3 protein-coding genes are annotated in these 1,151 nt (G+C 67.8%); 1 reads left to right on the top strand and 2 read right to left on the bottom strand.

Annotated elements, in window-relative coordinates; all coding sequences use genetic code 11:
- Both H3O04_RS35435 and H3O04_RS35430 read right to left on the bottom strand, forming a co-directional pair.
- Window positions 1–289, bottom strand: a 289-nt coding sequence (locus H3O04_RS35435) for a CBS domain-containing protein (RefSeq protein WP_202589522.1), incomplete at its 3' end; no start/stop codon positions are given.
- 93 nt (window positions 290–382) lie between these two features.
- Window positions 383–637 (bottom strand): hypothetical protein, encoded by a 255-nt coding sequence (locus tag H3O04_RS35430; protein ID WP_105797990.1) that lies wholly within the window; start codon window positions 635–637, stop codon window positions 383–385.
- Window positions 638–809: 172 nt separating this feature from the next.
- Between H3O04_RS35430 and H3O04_RS35425 the strand changes: the two genes are divergently transcribed.
- Complete coding sequence (locus H3O04_RS35425) at window positions 810–1,112, top strand: hypothetical protein (protein ID WP_012336612.1); 303 nt, start codon at window positions 810–812, stop codon at window positions 1,110–1,112.
- Window positions 1,113–1,151 lie beyond the last annotated feature (39 nt).

Raw genomic sequence — 1,151 nt, 5'->3', positions numbered from 1 at the left:
GTTGCGCGTCGGCCATGTAGTGCTGGATCTCGTCCAGCGAATCGTCGTCGAAGCACCATTCGATCGGGCCGGACGCGACCTCCTGGATGCGCGTCTCCGGCGGCTTGCCGGCCGAGATCGCGCGCACCGCGAGATCTCGGTCCGTCACCATCCCGACCAGCCGGTTGTTGTCGCACACGGGCAGCGCGCCGATGTCGTAGCGCTCCATCAGTTGAGCGGCGTGACGGATCGAGTCGGTCGGTGCGATCCGCACGACGTCCTGCGACATGATTTCGTTGACGCGATGCATGAATTTCTCCTTGCGGGTTGAGGGTGAAGCAATGTGCCGATGCGGCTGCCGTGTTCCAGCAAACCGCATGCCGTCCAGGCGCGGCTCGTGTCGTCACTTCTCGTCGCGTTTGCGTTTGTCCTCCCACGGCCCGTCGTCGTGCGTGCCGGGCGGCGTGTCGGGCTCGATGCGCGTGACGCCGCCGGTCGCGGGCGGGTCGCTGGCCGGAAACGTGTCCTCGAGCTGCTTGTCGATATGACGTTCCGAATGGCGCGTATGGGTGCGGTCCTGGTCCTTCAGCGGCGGCTGCGCGTCGGGCTGCCGCTCGTGCGCCGGTGCGTCGTGGCCGTGCCGGGTCGAATCCTTCATCGCGGTGCTCCGTATCGGTGACGAGGAACCGCCTGTGCCGCAACCTGCGTTCCCGGCCCGCGCGCCCGGCACGCGACTTGCCGCTGCAACGGCGACGACCAGGACGACGACCATGACGACGCGCTCGCGGCGGGAACGACCGCCGCGACCACATCACGCGGGAGGCACGACGATGATTCCGAAACGACGACCAGGGGTGCGCTACGAGATCAACGTATGCGGCGGCGGATTCGATTCGGTGAAAAGCCATTTCGATACGTGGAAGCACGAGCCGCTGATCTACCGGCCCGAGCGCCGGATGTTCGAAGGCAAGGCCGACGTGCGGCCGCTCGGCGACGAGACGTTCGGCGCGACCGAGCCCGCGCGCTTCGCGCTGCAGCGGGCGTGCGAGCCGTCGGACCCGTATGCGCTCGCTGCACGCGTGCGGGACGACGGCCGCGAGCTGTGGCTCGTGATGGCCGCGTACGACGCGTAGCCCGCGCGCTTGCAAGATTTGCAGCGAACGGTGTAGCGA

The sequence above is a fragment of the Burkholderia sp. KCJ3K979 genome (assembly GCF_016759955.1).
Classification (GTDB): Bacteria; Pseudomonadota; Gammaproteobacteria; order Burkholderiales; family Burkholderiaceae; genus Burkholderia; species Burkholderia orbicola.
This window is presented reverse-complemented; position numbering and strand designations above follow the sequence as displayed.